This is a genomic window from Modestobacter sp. VKM Ac-2982, from assembly GCF_026967935.1.
Classification (GTDB): Bacteria; Actinomycetota; Actinomycetes; order Mycobacteriales; family Geodermatophilaceae; genus Modestobacter.
The window spans coordinates 380,509-398,477 of the sequence record NZ_JAPVBL010000002.1; the positions used below are offsets into that span (position 1 = coordinate 380,509).

At 73.7% G+C, this 17,969-nt stretch carries 16 protein-coding genes; 9 read left to right on the top strand and 7 right to left on the bottom strand.

All coding sequences use genetic code 11. From position 1 onward, the window contains the following. Nucleotides 1–12: 12 nt before the first annotated feature. Nucleotides 13–804 carry a heliorhodopsin HeR gene (gene heR / locus O2W20_RS08780; RefSeq protein ID WP_269173017.1) on the bottom strand — a complete coding sequence of 264 codons (792 nt, stop codon included), beginning with the start codon at nucleotides 802–804 and terminating at the stop codon, nucleotides 13–15. A gap of 184 nt (nucleotides 805–988) precedes the next feature. Here heR and O2W20_RS08785 point away from each other — a divergent pair, with 184 nt between their 5' ends. Both O2W20_RS08785 and O2W20_RS08790 read left to right on the top strand, forming a co-directional pair. Continuing rightward, the gene (locus O2W20_RS08785; RefSeq protein WP_269173016.1) at nucleotides 989–1,915 is read left to right on the top strand and encodes an NAD-dependent epimerase/dehydratase family protein; all 927 of its coding nucleotides are present in this window, start codon (nucleotides 989–991) and stop codon (nucleotides 1,913–1,915) included. A gap of 156 nt (nucleotides 1,916–2,071) precedes the next feature. Beyond that, nucleotides 2,072–2,251: a hypothetical protein gene (locus O2W20_RS08790; RefSeq protein WP_269173015.1), complete on the top strand. Its 180-nt coding sequence runs from the start codon at nucleotides 2,072–2,074 to the stop codon at nucleotides 2,249–2,251. 71 nt (nucleotides 2,252–2,322) lie between these two features. Here O2W20_RS08790 and O2W20_RS08795 read toward each other — a convergent pair whose 3' ends face one another. Both O2W20_RS08795 and O2W20_RS08800 read right to left on the bottom strand, forming a co-directional pair. Further along, nucleotides 2,323–3,216 carry a polysaccharide deacetylase family protein gene (locus tag O2W20_RS08795; RefSeq protein ID WP_269173014.1) on the bottom strand — a complete coding sequence of 298 codons (894 nt, stop codon included), beginning with the start codon at nucleotides 3,214–3,216 and terminating at the stop codon, nucleotides 2,323–2,325. A 50-nt stretch (nucleotides 3,217–3,266) separates the two neighbouring features. After that, the gene (locus O2W20_RS08800) at nucleotides 3,267–4,235 is read right to left on the bottom strand and encodes an asparaginase (protein WP_269173013.1); all 969 of its coding nucleotides are present in this window, start codon (nucleotides 4,233–4,235) and stop codon (nucleotides 3,267–3,269) included. 127 nt (nucleotides 4,236–4,362) lie between these two features. On the opposite strand from O2W20_RS08800, the gene O2W20_RS08805 reads away from it, so the two are divergent. After that, a complete protein-coding gene (locus O2W20_RS08805) occupies nucleotides 4,363–5,529 on the top strand; it encodes an MFS transporter (RefSeq protein WP_269173012.1) in 1,167 nt (388 codons plus the stop codon). On the opposite strand, the gene O2W20_RS08810 is transcribed toward O2W20_RS08805, so the two are convergent. Next, nucleotides 5,496–6,440, bottom strand: coding sequence for a LysR family transcriptional regulator (locus O2W20_RS08810; protein ID WP_269173011.1), 945 nt, complete (start codon nucleotides 6,438–6,440; stop codon nucleotides 5,496–5,498). The two genes, O2W20_RS08805 and O2W20_RS08810, sit on opposite strands and share 34 nt — an antisense overlap. A gap of 160 nt (nucleotides 6,441–6,600) precedes the next feature. On the opposite strand from O2W20_RS08810, the gene O2W20_RS08815 reads away from it, so the two are divergent. Continuing rightward, nucleotides 6,601–7,203 (top strand): hypothetical protein, encoded by a 603-nt coding sequence (locus O2W20_RS08815; protein ID WP_269173010.1) that lies wholly within the window; start codon nucleotides 6,601–6,603, stop codon nucleotides 7,201–7,203. A gap of 91 nt (nucleotides 7,204–7,294) precedes the next feature. Beyond that, nucleotides 7,295–7,564, top strand: coding sequence for a DUF4242 domain-containing protein (locus O2W20_RS08820; protein WP_269173009.1), 270 nt, complete (start codon nucleotides 7,295–7,297; stop codon nucleotides 7,562–7,564). 18 nt (nucleotides 7,565–7,582) lie between these two features. Here the strand turns inward: O2W20_RS08820 and O2W20_RS08825 are convergent, their stop codons facing one another. Beyond that, complete coding sequence (locus O2W20_RS08825) at nucleotides 7,583–10,474, bottom strand: ATP-binding protein (RefSeq protein WP_269173008.1); 2,892 nt, start codon at nucleotides 10,472–10,474, stop codon at nucleotides 7,583–7,585. 172 nt (nucleotides 10,475–10,646) lie between these two features. Here O2W20_RS08825 and O2W20_RS08830 point away from each other — a divergent pair, with 172 nt between their 5' ends. Together O2W20_RS08830 and O2W20_RS08835 are read left to right on the top strand one after the other, a co-directional pair. Beyond that, entirely contained in the window at nucleotides 10,647–12,017 is a 1,371-nt protein-coding gene (locus O2W20_RS08830; RefSeq protein ID WP_269173007.1) for an FAD-binding oxidoreductase, read from the top strand. Nucleotides 12,018–12,054: 37 nt separating this feature from the next. Further along, nucleotides 12,055–12,420 carry a hypothetical protein gene (locus tag O2W20_RS08835; RefSeq protein ID WP_269173006.1) on the top strand — a complete coding sequence of 122 codons (366 nt, stop codon included), beginning with the start codon at nucleotides 12,055–12,057 and terminating at the stop codon, nucleotides 12,418–12,420. Here O2W20_RS08835 and O2W20_RS08840 read toward each other — a convergent pair. Together O2W20_RS08840 and dacB are read right to left on the bottom strand one after the other, a co-directional pair. After that, the gene (locus O2W20_RS08840; protein ID WP_269173005.1) at nucleotides 12,408–13,661 is read right to left on the bottom strand and encodes a serine hydrolase domain-containing protein; all 1,254 of its coding nucleotides are present in this window, start codon (nucleotides 13,659–13,661) and stop codon (nucleotides 12,408–12,410) included. The two genes, O2W20_RS08835 and O2W20_RS08840, sit on opposite strands and share 13 nt — an antisense overlap. A gap of 103 nt (nucleotides 13,662–13,764) precedes the next feature. After that, nucleotides 13,765–15,369, bottom strand: a complete 1,605-nt coding sequence (dacB, locus tag O2W20_RS08845; RefSeq protein WP_269173004.1) for a D-alanyl-D-alanine carboxypeptidase/D-alanyl-D-alanine endopeptidase — start codon at nucleotides 15,367–15,369, stop codon at nucleotides 13,765–13,767. Between the two features lie 144 nt (nucleotides 15,370–15,513). Here dacB and O2W20_RS08850 point away from each other — a divergent pair, with 144 nt between their 5' ends. Together O2W20_RS08850 and O2W20_RS08855 are read left to right on the top strand one after the other, a co-directional pair. Then, the gene (locus O2W20_RS08850) at nucleotides 15,514–17,259 is read left to right on the top strand and encodes a sensor histidine kinase (protein WP_269173003.1); all 1,746 of its coding nucleotides are present in this window, start codon (nucleotides 15,514–15,516) and stop codon (nucleotides 17,257–17,259) included. Then, nucleotides 17,247–17,894, top strand: a complete 648-nt coding sequence (locus O2W20_RS08855; protein WP_269173002.1) for a response regulator transcription factor — start codon at nucleotides 17,247–17,249, stop codon at nucleotides 17,892–17,894. The genes O2W20_RS08850 and O2W20_RS08855 overlap by 13 nt, the downstream gene beginning before the upstream one ends. The last annotated feature ends 75 nt before the right edge of the window (nucleotides 17,895–17,969 follow it).

A 17,969-nucleotide genomic window follows, 5' to 3' on the forward strand; every position in this document is an offset into this window, starting at 1 on the left:
GCGACGCCGGCGTCAGGTGGCCAGCGAGCCGGCGAAGACCTGCCAGGCGAGCACGCTCTTGGCCACCAGGCTCAGCACCAGGTAGGCCTTCTCGCCGTGGGCGTAGCTGCGCCACGGGCCGATCTCCCGGTACTGCAGCCACTGGTTGACCGCGAAGCTCATGAAGAAGACGAACAGCGACACGAAGATCCCGATGACGAAGCCCGGGAGCTGGGCGGCGCCGACGATGTTGGCGGTGATCGCCACCCAGGGCGCCGCCCCGGCGATGCACCCGAACCAGAACGGCAGCATCGTCGTCCGGGTGCGGCCGGGCGGGTTCATCCGCTCCTGCAGCCAGCCGAACAGGATCATCGCGACGTTCGCACCGGCGATGCCGATCAGTGCGCTCAGCCCGGTGATGCCGGTGTAGGTGCAGATCAGCAGCACCATGATGGTCGAGCTGATCGAGTACTCCGACCAGCGGAACCGGTTGATGCCGCCGCGCAGGTCGTCCTCGTACCGACGGCGGAGCACGGTGCCGGTCAGCAGGTGGTCCACCGCGGCGAGGGCGAGGAAGACCGCGATGGCCGCCCCCACGCCGATGTCGACCAGGGGTTCCGGCGCCGGCACCGCCGTCCCGGGCGGACCGGCCGGGAAGGACGTCGTCACCGTGATGGCGAAGCTGCTCGCCAGCAGCAGGACGGCGACGGCCTGGGCGGCGTGCAACACGGTCAGCGCCAGGTTCCAGCGCCGGAGGCCGGCCAGCCGCGCGTCGTCCACCCCGGTCGCGACCGGTGCCGATCCTGGACTGTCGGGCTCGCTCACGACGACCTCCTGGTAGGGGGGAGGGCCGGACCGCTGTGCGCGGTGGCCCGAGCATCAGTCTCCTGATGCTCGACGGTAGCGCGCCGACCAGGGTGGCGACGGCGGCCCCGGCGATCCGGTGGTGACGGTCACCCGGCGGGCAGCCGGGCAGCGCCGTCGTCCGGTCGCTGGCAGGGTGCACGGCATGGTCACGTCCTCTCCCGTCGTCGTGGTGACCGGTGCCAACGGACTGGTGGGCACCGCCGTGTGCCGGGCGCTCGTCGAGCGGTCGGCGCAGGTGCGCGCGGTCGTCCGCCGGGCCGGCAGCGCGCCCGTGCTCGACGGGGTCGCCGAGCTCGTCGGCGACTTCGCCGACCAGCAGCTCGCCCGCGAGGTGACCCAGGGCGCTGACGCGGTCGTCACGACGGTCCACCCGATGGGCTCGCCCCGAGAGGTCCAGCACCGGGTGGGCGTCGAGGGCACGCCCGTGATCGCTCGGGCGGCGCGGGACGCCGGCGTGACCCGGCTCGTGCACATGTCCACGGCCGGGGTCTACGACCGTTCGGCCGGCGTCGGGGACGTGGCCGAGGACGGCGCCCTCCTGCCCGAGGGCAGCGGCGACTACCCGGACACCAAGCGGGCCACCGACGCGGCGCTGGAGCAGGTCGGTGGGCTCACGACCGTGCTGGTCCGCCCGCCGGCGATCATGGGCGCCGGCGACACGTCGGTCTGGAACACGCTGCGACCGCAGGCGATGCGCGACGGAGATCGCCGGGCGAACCCGGCGAAGACGTTCGCGTGGGTGCACGTGGACGACCTGGCGGCCTTGATAGCCGACCTCGCCACCGGCGCCGTCGCGACCGCCGACGACCCCGATCGGGGCCCCGTGGCCGGGGGGACGACGCCGGTCGTCGTCGCGGGTGACCCCGGGACGTGGCGCGACTACCTCGGCACGGTGACCGACGCGTGGGGGATCGCGCCGGAGTGGACCGACGAACCGGTCTGGACCGGACAGCTGCGCACCGACCGCGCACGGGCGTGGGGCTGGGCGCCGCGGGTGGGCCTGGAGCAGGCGATGGACGAGCTGCGGCGGGTCTTCTGCGCCGCGCGTGACCGCGCTGCGGTCCCCTGATGTCCCCGGGTCTCGAAACAACAGGGGCCGACGACCCTGCCGCTGCGCCCTGAGGTGCGGCATGCTCGGGCGGTCGGACTCCCGTGTTCCTCTTCGCCCCGAGTCGCGCCTCCGCCGACCCGGATGACCTCCTCCCGACCCGATCCGAGGAACCCCATGACCAGCTCAGCACCGCGACCGGCCGAGACCGAGCGCCTGGACGTGCACAACCCGAGCATCGACTCGTCGGCCGCGGACGCCGGCCACTGCGGCATGACGGACCTGCACACCGGTCGCGTCTGCCAGGAGCCGCAGGACCACGCCGGGAGCTGTGTCTTCGTCGCGCCGTCCTCCTGACCGGCTGCCGCGACGCACGCTCGGCCGGTCGGTGCCCGAGAGGGACACGCTCACCGACCGGTCCCGCCGGATCAGCTGGGCCCGCCACCGCCACGGGGTGAGCGGCTCAGGAAGTCGTCGGCGATCTGGTCGAAGGTCGCCCAGCGGACGCCCTCGTGCCCGTTGATGTGCTCGATGAGCCGTTCCAGCATGAGCAGCACCTGCGGGCGTCCAGAGACGTCGGGGTGGATGGTCATGGTGAAGGCCGCGCGGTCCATCTCGCGGTGCACCCAGTCGAACTGGTCACGCCACATCTGCTCGATGTCCCGCGGGTTGACGAAGCCGTGGCTGTTCGGGCTGGACTTGACGAACATCATCGGCGGCAGGTCGTCGAGGTACCAGTTGGCCGGGATCTCGACCAGGTCGGTCTCCTCCCCGCGGACCAACGGCTCCATCCAGCTCTCCGCCGACGCCGAGTAGTCGATCTTCGTCCAGGAGTCGCCCACCCGGACGTGGTACGGCTCGAAGTCCCGGTGCATCAGCGAGTGGTCGTACTTGATGCCGCGCTCGAGCAGCAGTTCGTTGGTGACGCCGCTGAACTCCCACCAGGGGGCGACGTAGCCGGTGGGCCGGCGCCCGGTCCGCTCCTCGATCAGCGCGATGCAGCGGTCGAGCACCGCCTGCTCCTGCTCCCGGCTCATCGCGATCGGGTTCTCGTGGCTGTAGCCGTGCACGCCGATCTCGTGCCCGGCGGCGACGCAGGCGTCGAACTGCTCCGGGAACGTCTCGATCGAGTGCCCGGGCCAGAAGAACGTCTGGGTCAGGCCGTATCGCCGGAACATCTCGAGGATGCGCGGGACACCGACCTCGCCGGCGAACACGCCCCGGGAGATGTCGTCCGGGGAGTCCTCCCCGCCGTACGACCCCAGCCAGCCGCCGACGGCGTCGATGTCGACGCCGAAGGCCACGAGGATCTCCTTGCTCATGGTCGTCGCGCTCCTTCGGGTAGGTCGCCCCGCGGGCCGGGGCGGTGCTCTCAGACGGCGAGGTGCTGGGCCAGCACCCGCAGTGGGTCGTCGGGGGCGACGGCGAGGGCCGCAGCCAGCAGCAGCCGCCCCTGCCAGGGGCTGAGGTCACCGGCGAACACGGCCCCGCCCCGGGCCAGCCGGGCTCCGCCGGCGGCATAGATCGGTGCCACGGGACCGGACGGCACCCGGGAGCAGACGAGGACGGGGATCCCGCCGGCGACCAGGTCCTCGGTCGCCTCGGCGACCGCCGGGGGGACGTTCCCGGCGCCGAGGCCCTGCAGGACCAGCCCGGCGGCGCCGGCCGCGACGGCGGCGCGCACCAGTGCCGCGTCCACGCCCAGGTGGCAGGCGATGACGTCGACCCGGGGCAGTTCCGCCCGCAGGTCCAGCGGGAGCGGCGCGGGCCGCTCGGGTCTGGCCAGCGGCCGGACCGACTCCCCGGCCAGCCGGAGCACCGGCCCCCGCCCGGGAGCCCCGAAGGCACCACTGCGCAGGGTGTCGACCTTGCGCACCCCGCGGGCGGCGAAGGCGAGGCCGTCGAAGCACACCAGGACACCGAGGTTGCGGGCGGCGGGTGCGGCGGCGACCCGCAGGGCGTCGGCGAGGTTGGCGGGACCGTCGGGAGCCGGGCTGTCGAACGGGCGTTGCGCGCCGGTGAAGACGATCGGGCGCGGGTCGTCGTGCACCAGGTCGGCGAGGTAGGCGGACTCCTCCAGGGTGTCGGTGCCGTGGGTGACGACGACGCCGTCCACGCCCTCGCCCAGGCAGCCGCGGGCGGCGGCCACCAGCTCCCGCAGGTCGGCGGTGGTGAGGGCGAAGCTCGCGACGGTGCCGAGGTCGCTGGTCGTCACGGTCAGCCCGGCCGGGGAATCGGCGGCGGCGAGCAGCTCGGCGGCGGGGGTGACCGCCGCGAGCCCGTCCGGCCCCTGCCGGCTGGCGATGGTGCCGCCGGTGGCGAGCAGGTGGACCCGGTGCACGGGACCTCCGTCCGGGGTCTGGCGCGGCCATGGGGGTGCGGACGTGCCCCACGTTCCTCCGCTGCTGGCCCGTCGGCGACCGGAGGTGCCCCGGCGTCCGCGGGACGGTCTCGTACCCTCCTCCGGCATGCAGCCCCCTGGAGCGGTCGACTCGGCCCGGGCCTGGGTGATGGTCGCCGCGGCGTTCGCCGGGATGTTCGTCTCCTTCGGGATCGCCTACTCCTTCGGCGCGTTCCTCGAGCCGATGGCCGAGGAGTTCGGCTCCAGTCGCGGCACCACGTCGGCCTTCTTCGCCCTGACCTCGCTCACCTACTTCGGCCTGGGCGCCCTCAGCGGCGTCGCGGTGGACCGTTACGGCCCTCGCCGGGTGCTGCTCGTGGGTGGCGTCGCCCTGGGCGTCGGGCTGGCCGCGACGTCCCAGGCCGGTGAGCTGTGGATCGGTCTGGTCACCTACGGCCTGGGGGTCGGCATCGCCGTGGCCTGTGCCTACGTGCCGATGGTGGCGGTCGTCAGCGGGTGGTTCGAGCGACGGCGCACGCTCGCGATCGGGGTGGCAGTGACCGGGATCGGCCTGGGCACCCTCACCGTCGCGCCACTGGCCGCCGCGCTGATCGGCGAGCTGGGGTGGCGGGACACGCACCTGGTGCTCGGCTCGGCCGGTGCGGTGGTCCTGGTGGTCTGCGCGTTGGTGGTCACCCGCCCGCCGGTGCAGGCCGGGCCGGCGGCGCTGACGCTCCGTCAGGCGGTGCGGGACCGCGACTACCGGCGGCTGTACCTGGCCTCGGGGCTGATGGCCGTGGCGCTCTTCGTGCCGTTCGTGCACCTGCCCGGGTACGCCCAGGAGGCCGGGGTGGACCCGGTCGCGGCCGCGGCGCTGGTCGGGGTGATCGGCGCGGCCAGCACCGCCGGCCGGCTGCTGCTCGGGCTGGTCGCGGCGAGGACGGGTGCGCTGCGCGCCTTCCAGGGCTGCTTCCTGACCATGGCCGCGAGCTTCCTGCTGTGGGGTGCCGGTGGTGGTTACGGCGTGCTGATCGCCTTCGCCGTCGTGCTGGGCGTCGGTTACGGGGGATTCGTCGCGATCGGTCCCGCGGTCGTCGCCGAGCGCTTCGGCACGACGCGGCTCGGTGGGCTGCTGGGGGTGCTCTACACCAGCGCGGGGATCGGCTCGGCGGTGGGCGCTCCGCTCGCCGGTGCGGCCGTCGATGCCTCCGGTACCTACACCCTGGTCATCGCCGGCTGTCTCGTCCTCGGGCTGGCCGGCTACCTGGCCGTGCTCAGGGTCGGTCGCTCCTGAGCGCCGCGAGGCGCCGGGATGCCCCCTCGTGCGGCCAGGGGTGCTGCTCGGCGCAGCGCGGCGACCGCGGGTGAGCCGTCGGCCGCCCGGGTGCACAGTGACATCTGGCACGGCTCGACGCCGGTGACGGCGACGAACGCGACCTCGGGATGCCGGTACCTGTCGGGGACGAAGCCCCCCGTCATCGCAATGGCCTGGCCGGCCGCGACGACCTCCAGCAGCTCGTCGAGGGTGTGCACCGAGGGGCCGTAGCGGACGGGCGCGCCGCTGGGGCGCGGATCGGCGGCCCACCAGTGCACCCACGCGGGGTCGGCCTGGTCGTCGGTGACGTGGGGGTCGTCGTCGAGCTCGTCGATGTGCACCGAGGCACGGTCGGCGAGCCGGTGGGCGGCTGACAGCGCCACCACGCGCGGCTCCAGCAGCACCGGTTCGAAACGCAGGCCCGTCGTGTCGGTCACCGGCGGCCGTACCAGCGACGCGTCGACGATGCCGTCTCGCACGGCCGAGGCCTGCTGTGGCCAGGCCAGCTCCACCAGGTGCACGGCCGCGTCGGGCACCTCCTGACGCAGGTGGTCGAGCACCAGTCGCAGGGGTGGCCGGGTCCAGGGGGCGATGAAGCCCACCCGGAGGGCGGTGACCTGTTCGCGGCGGTGCGCGGACACGGTGGCCACGGCACGGTCTGCCGCGGCGAGCGCTTCGCGCGCCTCGGCCAGGAAGCGCTCCCCGGCCGGCGTGGGCCGCACCGGGTGGGCGGAGCGGTCGACCAGCGTGACGCCGAGCATCCGCTCCAGCTTGCGCACCTGCTGACTCAACGCCGGGGCGCTGATGAACAGCCGTTGCGCTGCCCGGCCGAAGTGCCCCTCGTCGACGACCGTCGTGAGCTGGCGGACGAGATGGAGGTTGAGGTCCACGACAACTCCTTCCGGTGCCGACCGCGACGCCTGTCGCGCACGGCGGGCCGGGCAGCGAAGTGAAGCAATCGGTTCATGCACCTGTCCAGATGCGACATGGCCTCCTGTGACCCAGGCCACCACCATGGCAGCGGCCCACCGAACTCGACGAGGAGACCCCATGAGCCGCTACGACGACGCGATCGGCGCGCATGCCCGCGAACTGGAGAAGGTGATCGGGGACATGGACGACCCGCGTCACCGCGCGATCCTGGCGAACTACCGCATGCACGGCCTCTTGGAGGTCTCCGGTCGCTACCGGGAGCTGCTCGCTCCGGAGATGACCGTGGAGCACCCGCACTACCGCCTCCACGAGGGCGGGCAGTCGATCATCCTCGACGGGATGGCCCAGGTCACGGCGTTCTACGAGTCCCTGGCGGCGGCGAACGCGCTCGTCATGTGGGTGGGGGACAACGACCTGGCCGTGAACGACCACGGGTTCTCCGGCGAGGTCGAGTTCTACGGGTTCATGCCCGCCCCCATGCTGGCCGGGGAGAGTGCCTTCGCGAACGTGCAGGCCGGGGACGACCCCGATGAGATCTACCTGCTCAAGCGCACCCTGGCCTTCGTCTGGCCCTACGACGAGCGCGGCCGGATGATCGGCGAGCACGTGTACGAGGACGGAGCCTCCCGGGAGATCATCGAGCCGGACCCCTCCGACGTCATCACCGCCGCGCGGGCCAAGGAGCTGCTCGCTCCGGAGATCGACAAGGTGCTCCCCTGAACAGTCGGGGCCTCCTAGAGGACGGCGCGCGCAGGCGGGTCCCACTGCGCGCCGGCGGGTACGGTCGGACCCTCCGTCGAAGGGCCGTCCGATGCCCGTCTTCATGATCGAGCGCCGGTACGCCGACGACCTGGAACTCAGCGTCGACGAGGTGGACGGCGTCAACCGGATCAACGCCGATGAGGGCGTCGAGTGGCTGTACTCCTTCCTGTCCGCCGACAAGCGCAAGACGTACTGCCTCTACGAGGCCCCCTCGGCCGAGGCGATCCGGCGCGCCGCCGTCCGCGCCGGGCTCCCGGCCGACGTGATCGTCGAGATGGCGGCGACGATTCGGCCCGACGGCACGACCGCGCCGCTGTGACCGCCCCTGTTGCGTCACTCACCTCTGGTCGAGCAGCCCGTGGGCGGCGGCGAACATGGCTGCCTGCGTCCGGTTCCCGGAGTGGGTCTTCGCCAGGATGCTGCGCACGTGGTTGGCGGCGGTGTTCTCGCTGATCACCAGCCGCTGGGCGATCTCCCGGTTGAGCAGGCCCTCGCCGAGCAGTCGGAGCACTTCGGTCTCCCGCGGTGTCAGGTCACCGGGACATCGCGTCGGTCCAGGTGACCCCGGTCCGCCGAGGAGCCGCAGCGCCCGGCGGAGTCCGAGCGGCCCGGCCAGCTGCCGGGCCCGTCCGGTGAGCTCCGCCAGCTGCTGGGGGTCCGCGGCGGACCGGCGGGCGTGCTCCACCAGCGCCACGAGGGTGTGCACCTCGTGCACGGTCGCGCCCATCCGGACGTCCATCCCCAGCGCCGAGGCCAGCAGGTCCGCCGCTCCCGCCTCGCCCAGCAACGAGTCCAGGGCACCGAGGTAGCGGTCGGCGCTGCCGAACACGGCGACGAACTGCCCGGCGACGAGGTTCGTGCCGGTGTACTCGGCCAGCAACGGCCGCAGCGTCCGCGCGGCCCCCTCGTCCTCCAGGAACAGCGCCGCCTCGGTCGCGTAGACCAGGACGCAGGGCCACTGGGCGGAGTCTTGGTGCCGGGCCAGGCGGCCGTCGAGCAGCCAGGCGAGCAGGCGCGCCGCAGGCCTGGCCAGCTCCAGCTCCGTGTAGAGGGCCAGCAGGCCGGGCGCCCAGTGGTCCTCCGGACGCTCGTCACCGGTGATCAGCGCACGCACCCGCTCGACGGCCCCGCTCTCCCTGCGGACCATGTAGCTCTGCACCGCACACGGGCCCTCGGTGTCATCGCTGCCGAACGAGGTGCCCAGGTCCAGCAGGACGTCGCAGGTGCGCTGTGCCGCGGCGAAGTCCCCCGCGACGAACTGCCGCGCGTAGCTCATGCACCCGGCCATGTAGTCGAAGAAGGTCTGCCCCGTGGCCCGGGCCATCCGGGTCAGGTCGTCATGGGCCTCCGCGAGGGCGACCGGCTCACCCTGCAGATAGGAGATGACCCCCCGGTAGTAGGCCGCCGGGCCCAGGTGTCCCATCGCCCCTGTCCGGTGGGCCAGCCGGGACAGCTCCCCTGCGCGGTCGAACTTGTCCGGTGCGTCCTGCGGGCGCAGCCCGTTCCAGAGGCTGGCCTGCAGCGCATCGGCGAGCAGCTCGTCGTCCCCGAGGGCCCGTGCCAGCGCGATCGCGCGCCGGCCGAGGGAACCAGCCTGTTCCGTGGCGCCGGTGAACGCCAGGGCCCGGCCGAGACTGGCCAGGCCCCGGACGTACCCGGGATCGGCCGGGTCCGGCTCGATCCCGGCCAGGGCGTCGGCCAGCAGCTGCACCGCCCGGTGCCCGGGCAGGCCGGGCCGCCAGGAGGCGTCCTCGAAGAGAACGGCACCGTTCAGCCGTGCGTCGGCGTCCACCTCGCCGGCGGCCACCTGTTCGGCGAGAGCCCGGGCGCGGGCGAAGTCCCCGGCCAGGAGGTGGCTGTCGGCGGCCGCCAGCACCAGCCGGCTGCGCTCGGGGCCGTCGGCGACGAGTCCGGCGGCCTGTTCGAACCAGCCAGCGGCGTCCTCGTGGGCCAGGCTCCGCGCAGCGGCACGGGCGGCCGCGGTGAGGTACTGCACCGCCTTCCCGGCGTGGCCGAGGGCCTGCGACTGCGCATAGTGGAAGGCCAGCTGCTGGGTCCGCCGCTCGGAACCGGGCGCCGTGCACTCGACCGCGCGCGCGACCTCCGCGTGCAGGTTGAGACGGCGGGAGGCCGGCATCAGGTCCAGCACGGCCTGGCGGGACAGCGCGTGCGGGAACCTGAGCACGTCGTCCGTCGGGGGCACGGGCTCGAGCAGTCCGAACGCGACGGCCTGGTCCAGCGCCGCCAGCGTGGTCTCCCGGCCCCACTCTGCTGCCGCGAGCACCGTCGCGACGTCGACGTCCTCGCCCACGACGGCGGCCAGCTCGACGGTCTGGCGCTCGGGTGCCGTCAGCTGCTCCAGCCGGTCGAGGATCGTGTCGCGGACCGAGGCCGGCGCCTTCCTCGCCGCCGTGCCGGGGAGGAGGGCGCCTCGCGTGGAGTGGTCGCGCACCAGCTCACGGAGGAAGAACGGGTTCCCACCGGTCTGGTCGCGCAGCACCGTCGCGGCCCGCCGTGCCGCGCGCGGGGAGAGCCGGCCTTCCGCCACCAGGTACTCGGCGATGTCCTCGGCGGCCAGGCCGGCCAGGTCCAGTCGGCGGACGCCGTCGAGCCGGTGCAGCTGCGCGACGGTGCGGACCAGGCCGGCGGAACGGTCCGGCGCCGTCGTGCGGTGGGTGGCGAGCACGAGCATCGGGCAGTCCGCGGTCTGCTCGATGAGGTGGGCGAGCAGCTGCAGCGCGGACGGGCCGGCAAGGTGGAGGTCCTCCAGCGCCAGGACCAGCGGCTGGCGGGCGGTGACGTCGCAGACCGCGTCCACCGCCGCGTCGTACAGCGTCCGCCGGTGCTCGTGGGAGGGCGCGTCGGCGTCGCCTGGCGGGCCCCGCCCGGCCAGGGTCGACAGCCGCTCGGCGTGGCGGGGCTCGGTCCGCGTGCCCAGCAGCGCCTCGAGCGGTGCGCCGAAGGGCTGGTAGGGCGGCCCGAACTCCGCCGCGCACGTGCCGACCAGCACGGCCGCCCCGTGTCCGTGCAGCGTCGTCGCCACCTCGGCCAGGAGCCGGGACTTCCCGGCACCCGGCTCCCCACCCACGAAGACCACCTGCCGGCTCCCGGCACGGACCGCCGACCAGACCTCCTCGAAGGCGCTGAGCTCGGCCCACCGGCCGACGAAGGGCGGGCGCGCGGGTGCGGACCAGCGCGCCGGGAGGGGTGGTGGCGCCCAGCCGGACACGGGGCCGACGCTAGCCCTGCCCGGTCCCGGCGTCGATGACCAGAACTGATCATGCGCGGCCTGCGGACACGTCACGCACATCTGGTCATGTGCGACCCACCCGGCCGCTCCTAGCGTCGGGTGCACACCGCGAGTCCGCGGCGCACCGGCATCCACGCCCCGAGGGGGAACCATGGCCATGCCAGCACTCGACAGCCTGATGACACAGGTCGACGGAACCGTCGTCCGGCCGGGGGACGAGGCCTACGAGGAGGCCCGGCACGTCTACAACGCGATGATCGACGCGCACCCGGCCGGGGTGGTCCGCTGCGCAGGCACCGCCGACGTGGTGGCGACCGTCCGCTGTGCAGCCGAGAGCGGCAGTCCGCTGGCCGTACGCGGCGGGGGGCACAGCGTGCCCGGTTTCGGCACGGCGGACGACGCAGTCGTGGCGGACCTGTCGGGCATGCAGGCGGTGGACGTCGACGACGAGAGGCGCACGGCCACCGTCGGGGGCGGCGCCACCTGGGGCCGGTTCAACGACGTCACCGCCGCGCACGGCCTTGCGACGACCGGCGGGATCGTCTCCACCACCGGCGTCGGCGGCCTGACCCTCGGCGGCGGCATCGGCTACCTGGCACGCGGATACGGGCTCTCCTGCGACAACCTGCTCTCGGCGGAGGTGGTGACCGCCGATGGGACGGTCGTGACCGCGAGCGCCTCGGAGCACCCCGACCTGTTCTGGGCGCTCCAGGGCGGTGGCGGGAACTTCGGCGTGGTCACCCGGTTCACCTTCCGGCTGCACCCGGTGACCACCGTCCTCGGCGGGCCGATGTTCTTCGAGCTGGCCGACGGGCCGGCGGCCCTGGCCCACTTCCGGGACTTCATCCGGACGGCGCCGCGGGAGTACGGCGGCTTCCCGGCCTTCCAGATCGCGCCGCCGTTGCCGTTCGTGCCGGAGGACCGGGTGGGGGAGCCGTTCGTCGCCGTCGTGTCCTGCTGGACCGGCTCAGCGGCGGAGGGGGAGCAGGTCCTCGACGGTCTCCGGCAGGTCGCCCGTCCGGTGGCCGAGCACGTCGGCCCCATGCCCTACGCCGCGCTGAACAGTGCTTTCGACGGCCTGGTGCCTGCGGGGCTGCAGCACTACTGGAAGGCCGCCTTCGTCCGCGAACTGACCGACGACGCGATCGCCGCGCACATGGAGCACGGGCCGAAGGTGCCCACCGTGAACTCGACCGTGCACCTCTACCCGATCAACGGCGCCGTCCACGACGTGGCGGCCGAAGCCACGGCGTTCGGGCACCGCGATGCCTCGTTCGCGCCGGTGATCGCCGGCATGTGGCCCGATCCCGCGGACAACGAGCGCAACACCGCCTGGGTCCGCGAGTACCACGCGGCGATCGCGCCGCACTCCGAGGAGGGCGGCTACGTCAACTTCGCGTCCGCCGACGACCAGCCGCGCGCCGGTGCCAACTACGGCGCCAACCACGGGCGCCTGCGGGAGGTGAAGCGGCGCTACGACCCCGACAACCTGTTCCACCTCAACCAGAACATCCAGCCCTGACCCGGTGCCGCCGCGGCACCCCGACCGAGGAGACGAGATGCGCATCATCGACCGCACGGACCTGCCCATGGCCATCGAGGGCGGAGGTGTGGAGTTCCGGACCGACCGGGCCGGGGAGAACAACGTCGCCTGGGTCCGGCTGCCGGCCGGAGCAGACCTCCGGCCGGGCCTGGCCGGCCTCCCGGGCGACCTCTGCCCCTGCCCGCACTGGGGGTACATGATCTCCGGCCGGCTGGTCATGCACACCGCGGACGGCGACTCGACCTACGAGGCAGGGCAGGCCTTCTACTGGGCACCCGGGCACGCCCCGGAGGCGCTCGAGGACTGCGAGTACCTCGACGTGTCGCCGACCAGCCAGCTCGAAGAGGTCGTCCGCCACCTGCAGGGCGGTCAGTCGGCGTAGAGCTCGTCGATCACCGCCTTGGCGAGCTCGACGGCGGGGTCGATGCCGTCGGGTGCAGGCGCGGTGGAGGTCCAGGTGACGACGGTGATGTCCCGGTCGGGGTCGTGGCCCATGAAGGAGTTGGTCCCGGGCAGTTCCCCGGTGTGCCCGTACAACGGGCCGAAGCGGGCGAGGGCGAGTCCGTAGCCGGCGCTGGCCGGGTCGTCTGGGTCCACCGGCTGGACGCTGTCGAGCCGCTGCTGCTGCAGCTGCGGGCTGAGCAGGCACCCGTCGACCAGTTCCTCCACGTAGTCGGCGAGGTCGCGGGCGGTGGAGATCCCGGCGCCGGCGGTCCACGCCCAGGAGGGGTTGGTGTCGGTGGTGTCGATCGGCTCGAGGGTGCCGGCGCGGGCTGCGGCCTGGACCTCCGGCGGGAGCACGAGACTGTCGATGGTCTCCACGTTGGTGCCGAACGTGTACATCTGCGGGTGCGGCTCGGGGATCGAGGCGTCGGTCAGGGCCGGGAAGGAGGTCTCGTCCAGCCGCAGCGGGTCGAAGATCCGGTCCTGGAAGGCCTGCTCCACCGGGAGCCCGGTGAGCTGTTCGATGATCAGGCCCAGCAGCACGTAGTTGGTGTTGGAGTACAGGAACCCCTCGCCCGGAGGGAAGGCGGGCGGCATGGCGAGCCCGATGGCGAGCAGCTCCTCCGGGTCCCACACCCGGCCGGGGTTGCTGTCCAGCTGCTCGTTCAGCCCGAGGTCGGTGGTGTAGTTGGCCAGCCCGCTGCTCATGTCCAGCAGCTGGGCGATGGTGATGTGGTCCCCGTTGGGCACGTCCGGCCGGTACGTCGAGACGGGGTCGTCGAGGCTGATCCGGCCCTCGTCGACCAGCTGCAGGACCACCGTCCCGGTCCAGGTCTTGGTGTTGCTGCCGATCCGGACGTGGTCGGCGAGGGTGACCGGCTCGGTGCCGTGCCAGGTCCGGGTGCCCATCGTGGTGGTCCAGTCGCCGAGCTCGGGGGACCGCACGAGGACGGCGGCGCCGGTGACCGCCAGGTCCCGCATGAGCTGGCGGAGTTCGGGCTGGACCGCCGCGGCGTAGGCCGGGTCCTCCGCCTGCCACCACGCCCAGCGCGGTGACGCATGGGCCTGGGCGGGAGCCACGACCAGCAACGCGACCGCCGTCGTCGTCGCGATCGAGGTGGCCAGTGCACCGGGTGACCGGTGGCGACGCGACCCGCACGAGCGCTCTGCAGCTGTCATGGTCGACCTTCCGAGGGGTGTCCGGTCCGGGGTGGACGGGTGGCTGTGGCGTGGATCGGGGGTCGTGTATCGGGCGGCGGACCGGCGGCTTGCGCAGCCGGTGTCACAGCGCCTGCTGGAACGCGGCGGCGACGGCCGCGACGTCCTCGTTCGCCTGGTGCAGACCGGTGGGCAGGTCGGCGTAGGTGGCCCCGCTCATGGACAGCGAGAACACCAGCCGCTCGCCCCGCTCGGTCGTGAGGTACCCGGCGAGGCTCTGCACCTCGTAGTAGATCCGGCCCGTGGTGGGGTCGACGTCGACGCTGGTCCCCGTCTTGGCCGCGACCTGGCCCGCGGCGGGACCGCCCTGACCGGTGCTCGCCAGCGTCCCGCTCACCCCGAGGACGGGCTGGCCGGTGGCGAGCTCCTCGCCCCAGGGCTGGGTCTGTGCCCACCTCAGCCAGGTGACCATCTGGTCGGGGGTCGTCGAGGCCGGGTCGGCGCCCTGTCCGTCGAACAGCACCACGTCATCGGTGTCGACGCCGGCCAGCGCGAGCTGGTGGTGCACCGCGGCCAGCCCGTCGATGCAGTCCGTCGAGCCGCCGTGCACCGCGAGCAGGCACATCAGGGCGTTGGCCCCGGTGTTGTAGCTGGTCTCCAGGATCATCCGGCCGAGGGCCGACAGCGGCGGGGAGGTCAGGGCGGCCACCCGCTGCCCGGCCGGGTACGGACCCGCGGGCGGCAACGCGGCCTGGTCGTTGGGTCCGACGGCGGGGGTGGTGACCGTGACCCCGGCGCGACCGAGCGCCTCGACGAACAGGGTGCGCGCCCAGGAGGCGGCGTCGGGGACCCGGTGGATGGTCAGCTGGGACTCACCGGCCGCGATCGTGCCGCTGACCGTGACCGAGGTGGGGTCGCCCGGGTCGGCGGTGACGGTGAGCGCCGTCGGCGTCGCCGCGTCGGTGGTGGTCACCGTCGACTCCACGGTGACGGCCCGGGTCTGCGGCCGGAGGTCGAGGACGGCGGGCTGACCGATCCCGGCCGCCGTCACGGTGATGTCCAGGATGTTGTCGTTGACGTAGATGGACGGGGCCGGTCCCTCCTGGCCGTCGAAGGTCTCCCACAGCCGGGTGTCGACGACCACGTCGCCGGCGACGTCGGTGACGCCGGTGGCGGCGACCTGCCGGGCGAGGTCGTCCAGGCCGGCCAGCGGGTCGTCGGGGACGAGGGCCGCGTTCGGGGCGATGTCGCCGTAGACGTGGTCGATCGTGTCGGCGGTGAACGTGTGGTCCACGCGGCCGCTCATGGCGCCGCGACCGCCCATGGTGAGGTCGCCGGACGCCACCAGCACCAGGTCCCCGGCGACGACGCCACCCACCGGCTCGGCCGTCGCGTACACCGGCGTGGTGAGCGTGGTGTCGGTGCCCAGCGTCGCGTACGCGGTGCCGACGGTGAAGTTCTTCGCCGTCGACGCGGTGAAGACGAACTCCCCGGCGCGGCCGGCCAGCACCACTCGACCCGTGTCCGCCTCGGCGACGGAGTACAGCCACCGCGCCGTGTCGTACTCCGGCCGGGACATGATCGCGACGGCGGCCGCGGGGAGCTCGCCGACCTGCGCTCCGATGCCTGGCCCGCCGCCCGGCCGGGTGGCGGACCCGGCCGACGAGGGGGACGCGACCAGCACGGCGGCCGACACGAACAGGGGGAGGGCAGCCACCCGGCGCTTCATGCAGGCGACCCTGGCGACGCCGTGACCGCCGGGCAATGCACCTGGGTGCCCCCGCCCACGTGTACTTGGGTACAGGGGGCCCGCGGGCGTCGCGGCCGGTGCGATGCCGCACCGAGGCTGCCCCGCCGGTGCCATGCTGGCCCGATGCCGCCTGGGGGAGAGGTGCGGTCGTCGCTGACGCTGAGCCTCGCGCTGATCGGCACGTCCGGTGCCCTGGTCGCCGGCGTCGAGATGGCGCTCTTCGCCGACCAGCGGGTGGCCCCGTGGTGGCTGCTCGCGTCGTTCCCGGCCGGGGGTCTCGTCCACCTGGCCGCGGGTCTGGTGGCGTGGCGGCGCAGGCCGGGCAACCGGACCGGACCGATCATGGTCATCGGGGGCCTGTCGTGGTTCGCGGCCGCGCTGGCCAACACCGCGGCGCCCGCCCTGGTGGCGGTGGGTGTCGTGCTGGCCACCACCCCGCTCGCCGTGGCGGTGTGGCTGCTGCACGCCTTCCCGTCCGGTCGCCTCCGCTCGCGCACCTCCCGCCTGACGGTGGTGGGGGCCTTCGTGGTCTCGCTCGTCCTCGAGGCCCCGCGCTACCTCTTCGACCCGGGCGCCAGCCCGGACGGGGTGCTCGCCGTCGGCCATCGGGCGGACCTCCTCCAGGCCGGCACCTGGCTCCAGAGCGGCGCGGGGATGCTCGTCATGCTGGTGACCGCTGGTGTGCTCGTCGACCGGCTGCGCACCGCCGAGCCCGGCCACCGCGGGGTCCTGCTGCCGCTGTACGGCTACGGGACGCTGGCCGTCCTGGCGACCCCGCTCGGTCCGCTGCTGGGTCCAGCCGCCGGGCTCTCGGTCGCCCAGGTGGTCGGGCTGCAGATCGTCCTGCTGGCCGGGGTGCCCATCGCCTTCGCGGCGGCGATGCTGCGCGGCGGGTTCGCGCGGACGGCCGACGTCCAGGAGCTCAGCGCCTGGCTGGCGTCGTCCGCCGCCACCCCGGCGCTGCTCGCCGATGCCCTCGGCCGCACCCTCGGGGACGCGTCCCTGCAGGTCGTCTATGCATCGCGGGACGGGCGCGCCCTCCTGGACGGCGACGGCGCCGCCGTCGACACCTCGGCGCTGGGCGAGCACCGCGCCCTGGTCGACATCGAGCTCGGGTCGCGACGGATCGGCGCGATCGTCTACGACGCGACGGTCGTGGACGACGCCGAGTCGGTCCGCCGGGTGGGGCAGCTGGCTGCCCTCGCCATCGACCACGACCGGCTGACCGCCGAGCTGCGGGCCAGCCATGCCGACCTGCAGCGGTCGCGCGCCCGGCTCGTGGACGCCGGCGACCGGGCGCGGCAGCGGATCGCCCAGGACCTGCACGACGGTCTGCAGGTGGAGCTCGTCCTGCTGGCCCTGGAGGCACAACAGCTGGCCCGCGTGGAGCAGGCGGCCCATCTCCCCGACGCGGCGACGCACCTCCGGCTCGGCATCGACGGTGCCGCCCGGGAACTCCGGGGGATCGTCCACGCCCTGATGCCGGCCGCCCTCGTCGAGCGGGGCCTGACCGCGGCGATCGAGGACCTGGTCGACCGGATGCCGCTGCCCACCCGGCTGGCGGTGGCCGAGGTCGACGGGCGTCTGCCGGCGACGGTCGAGCGGACGGCCTACTTCGTGGTCGCCGAGGCGCTGACGAACGCGGTCAAGCACGCCGCGGCCGACACGTTGACCGTGACGCTCGAGCACGTGCCGAGGCGGCTGGTCATCGGCGTGATCGACGACGGGGTGGGCGGTGCCACCCAGCAGGCCGGGGCCGGGCTGCACGGGCTCGCCGATCGGGTCGACGCCCTCGGCGGCCGGTTCAGCATCCACAGCCCGGCCGGCGGAGGCACCCACCTGCGGGTGGAGCTGCCGTGCGGGTCGTGATCGGTGAGGACGAGGCGCTGCTGCGGACCGGTCTCACGCACGTGCTGCAGGCAGCCGGGTTCGACGTCGTCGCTGCGGTCGGTGATGCACGGGAGCTGGTCCGCAGCGCGGCGGAGCACGTGCCCGACCTCGTCGTCACCGACATCCGGATGCCGCCCGATCACCAGGACGCGGGTCTGCAGGCGGCGCTGGAGATCCGCCGGGCGCACCCCGGGATCGCCGTCCTCGTGCTGTCGCAGCACCTCCAGCGGGCCTACGCCGTGGAGCTGCTGGGCGATCGTGCGTCGGGCGTCGGGTACCTCCTCAAGCAACGGATCGCCGACGTCGACACGTTCACCGACGACCTCCACCGGATCGCCGCCGGCGGCACCGTCCTCGACCCCGAGGTCGTGGGCCTCATGGTCGCCCGCGCCCGGGGGCAGCACGATGCGCTCGACCGGCTGACCCCACGCCAGCAGCAGGTGCTGGCCCTGATGTCCCAGGGGCGGACCAACGCGTCGATCGCCCGCACCCTGTCGATCAGCGAACGGGCGGTCGTCCAGCACACGTCGCACATCTACGACCAGCTCGACCTGGCGCTCAGCGACGACGACCACCGCCGGGTGCTGGCGGTGATCCGGTACCTCTCGTCGTGAACGGCGCACCGAGCTCCGGTGACGCTCCGGTGACGCTGCCGCTGCGAGTCTCGCCGCAACGGTGACGCCCGGTCG